This window comes from Rhodococcus sp. 7Tela_A2 (assembly GCF_049311045.1).
Taxonomy (GTDB): domain Bacteria; phylum Actinomycetota; class Actinomycetes; order Mycobacteriales; family Mycobacteriaceae; genus Rhodococcus.
The window spans coordinates 1-7,052 of sequence record NZ_JAXION010000166.1 but is presented as its reverse complement, the minus strand read 5'-3'; the positions used below and the strand labels follow the sequence as shown (position 1 = coordinate 7,052).

Here is a 7,052-nt window from a genome sequence, read left to right as displayed (position 1 = left end):
GGGGGGGGGCGGGGGGTTACGGGCCGCCGCGGGCGCGGGCCCCCCCGCCCCGGCCCGGGCGGGCCCCGCACCACGACTGATCGAACTAGACGTTGACACCGTAATCGCGCGCAATGCCCGACAGGCCCGAGGCGTAGCCCTGGCCGATGGCCCGGAACTTCCACTCGGCACCGTTGCGGTACAGCTCACCGAAGACCATCGCGGTCTCGGTGGACGCATCCTCGGAGAGGTCGTAACGGGCCAGCTCGGAGCCGTTGGCGCGGTCGACGACGCGGATGTACGCGTTGCGAACCTGGCCGAACGACTGGCTGCGGGTCTCACCGTCGTAGATCGAGACGGGGAAGAAGATGGACTCGATGTTCGCCGGCACGGCGGACAGGTCGACGTTGATGACCTCGTCGTCGCCCTCGCCCTCACCGGTGCGGTTGTCGCCGGCGTGCTCGATGGAGCCGTCGGGCGACTTCATGTTGTTGAAGAACACGAAGTGCTGGTCGGAGACGACCTTCTTGTCGGCACCCGTAGCGATCGCACTGGCGTCGAGGTCGAAGTCGGTACCGGTGGTGGTACGCACGTCCCAGCCGAGGCCGACGGCCACAGCCGTGAGGTTCGGCGCTTCCTTGGTGAGCGAAACGTTGCCACCCTTGGTCAAGCTGACGCCCATGCGGGGTCCTTTCGATCGTTCCTACGGTCGACGTACCGGAAGGGCACGCCCAGTGTGCGCGTATGCCCCCACAGTAATAGGTCTCTGTGAGGTGCGCCCCTACCCACTATGCCGACTCCGTGCCGGGTCACGCCCCGAATGCCCAGCCGAGGCCCCCGTACGGGGTCCCGGGGAGGTCGAGTCGACAGGCGCGGGCCGGGCGAGCAGTACCATTCGGTCTTGTGGCGAGCCGATGGACGCGCCGCCTCTTCGGCGGCGGGCGCACCGATGATCCCGCGGCCCTCCGCGCCCATGACGCGATGGTGGCCGCGTTCCTCGACATGGACAAGCGACAGTCCATCGCGGAGGCCGGCGTCATCGCCTCCCACGAGGTCGCGCCGGAACGGGACCTGCTCCGCAGGTGGGAACCGATCCGGCAGAAGTGCTACCAGGCAGCCGAGGCGTATCTGCAACTCGCTCGCACCGAACCCGAGGAAGAGCTGGCCCCTGCCGCAGCCTACGAGCAGGTGATCCACCAGATTGCGGACGCCGCAAGAACTCTGGACGAGTTCTACGAGCGCTACCGCGGTCATCTCGAGCACGCGGTCACGGTCGCGCAGACCGCACCCCAGCTGGCCGCCCGGGTGAGCGCCGATGCCCGCGACGCCCTCGGAGCGCTGGACACACCCGCGAACAGCGCGTTCGCCGAGTACCCGTCCGTCCGCGCGACCACCGACGCGGTGCAACGCGCACTCCACACCCTCGGTGCCGCGACCGGTGCAGGTGCGGTGCGTACCGCCGCCCACCAGGTGGAGGAAGCAACCGCGGCGTTTCGTGAAGCGCTCGCGGAGGCGCCGGGACGGCAGGCCGAGGCACGCAACACCCTCGCCTCCGTCACCACCCGGCTCGGCGCAGTACGCACTCGGTCGGAAGGTCTCGCACCGGCCTACTCCGCCCTGCTGCGCGAATTCAACGCCGCCAGTTCGGCGGATCTGTCCGACAACGAACAACAAGCCCTTCTTCTGCTCGAGCGCGCCGCCGAGGAACTCGACGTCGCCCGCGCGTCCCTCGCCGCAGGACGACCCGAAGAAGCGCTCGCCCAGGCCGGTGTGGTGCGCGCGGAGCTTGCGCGGGCCGAAGAACTCGTCGATGCGGTGACCGACCGGCTCGCCACGCTGCGAGCCGTCAAGGAAAACCCCGAGTCGAAAGTCCGTGACGTGCGGTTCCGGCTGCGTGATGCACAACACCTCGCGGTACAGCGTGGACTCACAGCAGAATGGGGATCCGTCCTCGACGCCCAGCTGAATCGAATCGACCGGGCAGTCGATGCGCTGACCGGTGTACATCCCGACTACTGGGCGTACGTCAAAGACCTGGACGCGGTATCGACGTTCATCACCGGAGTGGTGAATCGAATGAGAGGACGGAACACGGACCGATGACCGGGGCTACTCACACCGAGGTGCGCGCGATGCGGCACTTCCGACATCTGGACCGGCCCACCTTGGACCGCCTGTTCCTGCACCACCCCCAACCTTTCGGTCACGCCGACGCCCGTGAGCGGCTCGCGATGGCGCTCGGGGCCACGTTGTACGTCCCCGCGACCCGGCACGACCTCACGGCCACCATCGTCCGGCGCTCCGCCGAAGGCGTGACCTCGATGGTGCTCGATCTCGAGGACGCCGTGGCCGACGACGAGGTCGAGGACGGACTCCGCAACGCCGTCGCGACCCTCGACGAACTCGCTCTCCGTGGCGAAGCGCCGATGATGTTGTTCGTTCGCGTCCGCACCCCCGACGGGATCGACCGGCTCACCGAGATGCTGGGTCCCGGAAGCAGCGTGCTCACCGGATTCGTGCTTCCCAAGTTCGGTGCCACTACCGGGGGCAACTTCCTCGACGCGGTCGCCGTCGCCTCCGAGCGGGTCGGGCGGAACCTCTACGCGATGCCCGTCATCGAATCGGCTGCTGTGGTGCACCGCGAAACCCGCGACGACGAACTGCGCGCGATCGCTCGGCTGCTCGCCGAACACCGCCACCGGATCCTCGCCGTCCGGATCGGCGCGACCGACATGTGTGCGACCTTCGGCATCCGCCGCGACCGCGACCTGACGATCTACGACGTGCGGGTCGTCGTCGACGTGATCGCCGACATCGTCAACCACCTCGGCCGCACCGACGGCACCGGGTTCGTCATCACCGGGCCGGTGTGGGAGTACTTCGCCGATCACGAACGCATGTTCCGGCCGATGCTGCGCGCTACCCCGTTCGAGGAGCAGGACGCGGTGGTGTTCCGCCAGCAACTCGTCAGCCGGGATCTCGACGGGCTCCTGCGGGAGATCGCACTCGACCGCGCGAACGGCATCCAGGGCAAGACGGTGATCCATCCCTCGCACGTCGCCGCGGTACACGCGTTGTCGGCGGTCACGCACGAGGAGTTCCACGACGCGACCGACATTCTCGATCGGGACACCGGCGGAGTCAGCGCGTCCGGGTACGGCAACAAGATGAACGAACGCCGTCCCCACCGCACCTGGGCGGAGCAGACGCTGGTCCGCGCGTCCGTATTCGGAGTCACCAACAAGGGCGTCACGTTCGTCGAACTGTTGACGGCGCTGGTGGACCGATGACCGACATTCTCCAGACGTATTGGGCCACCGAGGAGTTCGGGCTCGCCCTCGAGCATCGAGGAGCCTCGAGCGGCTACACCGTCCCGGAACTCGTCCAGCCCGGACTTCGCCGGAACCCGCGCCGGGCACATCTGCTGGTATCGACGGTGCTCGGCAAGCACATCCCCACCGACCCCGCCGCGGTGCTGGCGGCGGGCCGCGACCTCGGGCTCCTCGTCTCCGACCTGCTCGGCGACGACGCCTCGAATGCGCTCGTTCTGGGATTCGCAGAGACCGCAACGGGTTTGGGACACTGTGTCGCCGAGGCGGTGGGTGCCGGATGCTACCTGCATTCGACACGTCGCCGCGTGCCGGGCGCGGTGGTGTTCGCCGGTTTCGAGGAGGGACACTCCCACGCGACATCGCACCTGCTGCAGCCCACTTCGCCGGATCTCTTCGCCAACGCCGCGCCGCTCGTTCTCGTCGACGACGAAATCTCGACCGGTGCAACAGCTGTCGATGCCATCCGCGCGCTGCACCGGATTCATCCCCGTGACCGTTACATCGTCGCGTCGCTCGTGGACATGCGCGGCGAGGAGCACCGTCGCCAGACGGCGGCGGCGGAACTCGACCTCGGCGCGACGATCGAGCACGTGAGCCTCGCGGACGGTCACACCGTGCTGCCCACCGATCTCACCGACCGGGTCACCGCGCTACCGGCTCCCGACCTCAATCCTGTCGCTGCTCACCGCGGTACCGTTCGGTTCGTCTCTGTGCCCTGGCCGTCGGACGTCCCCGACGGAGGACGGCACGGCGTTCTGGGCAGCGACTTCGCGGCCTACGACTCCGCGGTCGCCGCGGCGGCAGCGACGGTCGAGTCCGTCCGGGAGAGTGATCGTCCGGCGATCGTCATCGGCCACGAAGAACTCATGTACCTGCCGCTGCGACTGGCACAGGCGCTCTCCGAGCGTGGCACCGCGACCAGATTCCAGACCACGACACGGTCGCCCGCGTACGTCCGGGATGTCCCGGGCTACCCACTGCGGCGCGGATTCTCTTTCGTCGCACCCGAACACATCCCGTCCGAACACGAAACCGAGGCGGCCCGGTACCTGTACAACGCCCGGTGGCCGGAACCCGCCGAAGTACGCCCCGAGTTGATCCTCGTGGTCGACTCTCCGGCCGATACCGAGCGCCTGCGCGCCGACGGGGGCGTGCTCGACGTAGTGAGCGCGGCCGGCGAGGACGTACTGGTGGCGGTTGTGCCGGCCACAGATCCGGCAGCACTGGCTGCTTCGAGGGAGACACGATGACCACGCCGTTGACCGGACCCGATTTCGGTTCGTACGCCCCGGACGAGGTGACCTGGCTGCTCAAGGATCTCTCGCACGTCGACCTCGAAGGCGACATCGCCGAGCGTGAGGCCCGCATCCAGGCGGGACTCGCGCACTACGCGGAGTCGTTGCCGGTCGAGTACCAGCCCGACGCCCCGTACCGGGAGTTGTTCGACAAGGCACTCGCGTCCACCGCGGGACGACTTGCCCACGCGGTGGGAACCCTGACCGAACTCCTGATCGCCGAACGCGGGACGAACCTCACTCTCGTGTCGCTGGCGCGCGCGGGAACGCCGGTCGGAATCCTGATCCGCCGCTGGGCGCAACAGCACCACGGCCTGTCGCTGCCGCACTACGCGGTCTCGATCGTGCGGGGACGCGGAATCGACTCCGCAGCACTCGATTACATCACCGAACACCACGACCCGGCCTCGGTCGTGTTCGTCGACGGCTGGACCGGCAAGGGCGCGATCGCGCGGGAGCTGGCGGCCGCGCTGGCCGAGTACTCCGCCGCCGGTGGCCCGGCGCTGTCGGACGACCTCGCCGTGCTCGCCGATCCCGGTTACTGCGTGCGTACCTACGGCACCCGCGACGACTTTCTCATCGCGTCGGCGTGCCTGAACTCGACGGTGTCGGGTCTGGTGTCGCGCACGGTCCTGAACGACACGTGGATAGGGCCCGGCGAATTCCACGGTGCGAAGTACTACGCCGAACTCGCCGGCGACGACGTCTCGACGCTCCTGCTCGATACGGTGTCGGCCGAATTCGGCGATCGGGCAGCGGCACTGGCGAGCGCACGCGAACTGCTCGGGTCCGACCGCGAACCCACCTGGGCAGGGTGGGAGTCGGTGGAGCGCATCCGTGTGCGGTACGGCATCTCCAGCATCAATTTCGTCAAACCCGGTGTCGGAGAGACGACCCGGGTACTGCTGCGCCGGGTGCCGTGGAAGATCCTCGTACGCGATTTGACCGCCGACGAGCACGCGCACATCCGGATGCTCGCCGCTGCCCGCAACGTTCCCGTCGAAGAGGTTCCCGACCTCGCGTATTCGTGTATGGGACTCATCAAGGACCTACCGTGACAGCAGCATTGATCGCCACCGACCTCGACCGCACCCTGATCTACTCGCGTGCGGCGATGACAGGCACGCAGTATTCGGCCGGAAATCTGCGGTGCATCGAGTACTACGAGGGCGCACCGCTGTCGTACGTCACCGAGACCGCCGCACGACAACTCGAAGACCTCACGTCCGCGCATACCGTGGTGCCCACGACCACCCGGACACCGGAGCAATTCCGCCGCATCGACCTGCCCGGCGGCCCGTGGCGATATGCCATCACCAGCAACGGCGGCGCGTTGCTGGCGGACGGGGAACCGGACGAGCAGTGGCGCCGGCACGTGGAGACGGCGGTACGCGAGGGGGGTGCCTCCCTCGACGAGGTCACCGCCGAGTTGCGGCGGCGCATCTCCGAGAGCTGGGTGTCGAAGTTCCGGATCGCCGACGGGTTGTTCTGCTACCTCGTCGTCGACGTCGCGGCACAGCCGGCCGGATTCGTCGAAGACTGGCATGAATGGTGCGGTATCCGCGGGTGGAACGTCTCGCAGCAGGGCCGCAAGATCTACACGATGCCCGACAGCGTCTGTAAGTCCCACGCGGTGGCCGAAGTGCACCGCCGGCTCGCCGACGAGGGAGTGATCGACGCCGACGCCCCCGTGTTCGCAGCCGGCGACGGAGCGCTCGATGCCGAGATGCTGAGGGCTGCGGACGCGGCCATCCGCCCACGTCACGGCGAACTCGAACTGCTCGAATGGCAGCATGCGAACCTCTCGGTGACCGAACACTCGGGCATCGCAGCCGGCGAAGAAATCCTCTCCTGGTTCGCCCGGTCCGCCCGCGCCGAGGGCGGTTCGTAGAGTAGGACTTGCACGCGACCGCCAACACGGTTGCCGACACAGTGAGGACACATCTCTTGCCGACTTCGCTCTCCAAGGGTCAGAACGGACCGCTCACCGTCTCCGACGTCGTCGTTTCGCTCGAACTCACGACACCCGCCGACCTGTCGGCGCTGCTCGTCAAGGCCGACGGCAAGGTGCGGTCCGACGCCGACTTCGTGTTCTTCAATCAGCCGGTCGGGCCGGGGGTGCGTCTCGTGCCCGGACAGGCGGGACAGAACTCGTCGCTGGCGGTGTCGCTGCCGCAGGTGCCCGCCGATATCGACCAGGTGCGCGCGGTGATCACACTCGACGACGCGACGAGCAGTTTCGGCCGGTTCGCACCGCCCACCGCCCGCGTCTCCGACGCAGCGGGCAACGTGCTGTTCGAGTACCGGATCGAAGGGTTGTCCAGCGAGTCCATCGTGATCGCCCTCGAGCTGTACCGACGGCAGGGATCGTGGAAGGTGCGCGCGGTCGGCCAGGGCTACGCGGGAGGATTCGCTGCGCTCGTCACCGATCACGGAGTGTCCGTCG

General features: G+C 68.0%; 7 protein-coding genes. 6 read left to right on the top strand and 1 reads right to left on the bottom strand.

The features are described 5' to 3' along the window. Nucleotides 1–85: 85 nt before the first annotated feature. A complete protein-coding gene (locus tag TVH25_RS20150) occupies nt 86–661 on the bottom strand; it encodes a TerD family protein (RefSeq protein ID WP_169623015.1) in 576 nt (191 codons plus the stop codon). Nucleotides 662–960: 299 nt separating this feature from the next. Here TVH25_RS20150 and TVH25_RS20145 point away from each other — a divergent pair, with 299 nt between their 5' ends. The 6 genes from TVH25_RS20145 to TVH25_RS20120 form a co-directional block, all read left to right on the top strand. Then, on the top strand, nt 961–2,082 hold the full coding sequence (locus TVH25_RS20145) for a hypothetical protein (protein WP_169652881.1): 1,122 nt from the start codon (nt 961–963) through the stop codon (nt 2,080–2,082). 29 nt (nt 2,083–2,111) lie between these two features. Beyond that, the gene (locus TVH25_RS20140; RefSeq protein WP_169623031.1) at nt 2,112–3,269 is read left to right on the top strand and encodes an HpcH/HpaI aldolase/citrate lyase family protein; all 1,158 of its coding nucleotides are present in this window, start codon (nt 2,112–2,114) and stop codon (nt 3,267–3,269) included. After that, a complete protein-coding gene (locus tag TVH25_RS20135; protein WP_422425310.1) occupies nt 3,266–4,561 on the top strand; it encodes a phosphoribosyltransferase family protein in 1,296 nt (431 codons plus the stop codon). The genes TVH25_RS20140 and TVH25_RS20135 overlap by 4 nt, the downstream gene beginning before the upstream one ends. Continuing rightward, nucleotides 4,558–5,664: a cysteine protease StiP family protein gene (locus tag TVH25_RS20130; RefSeq protein ID WP_169623017.1), complete on the top strand. Its 1,107-nt coding sequence runs from the start codon at nt 4,558–4,560 to the stop codon at nt 5,662–5,664. The genes TVH25_RS20135 and TVH25_RS20130 overlap by 4 nt, the downstream gene beginning before the upstream one ends. 56 nt (nt 5,665–5,720) lie before the next feature. Then, entirely contained in the window at nt 5,721–6,497 is a 777-nt protein-coding gene (locus TVH25_RS20125) for an HAD family hydrolase (RefSeq protein ID WP_422425311.1), read from the top strand. A 56-nt stretch (nt 6,498–6,553) separates the two neighbouring features. Next, nucleotides 6,554–7,052: TerD family protein (locus TVH25_RS20120; protein ID WP_422425309.1), on the top strand; the 499-nt coding region annotated here is incomplete at its 3' end.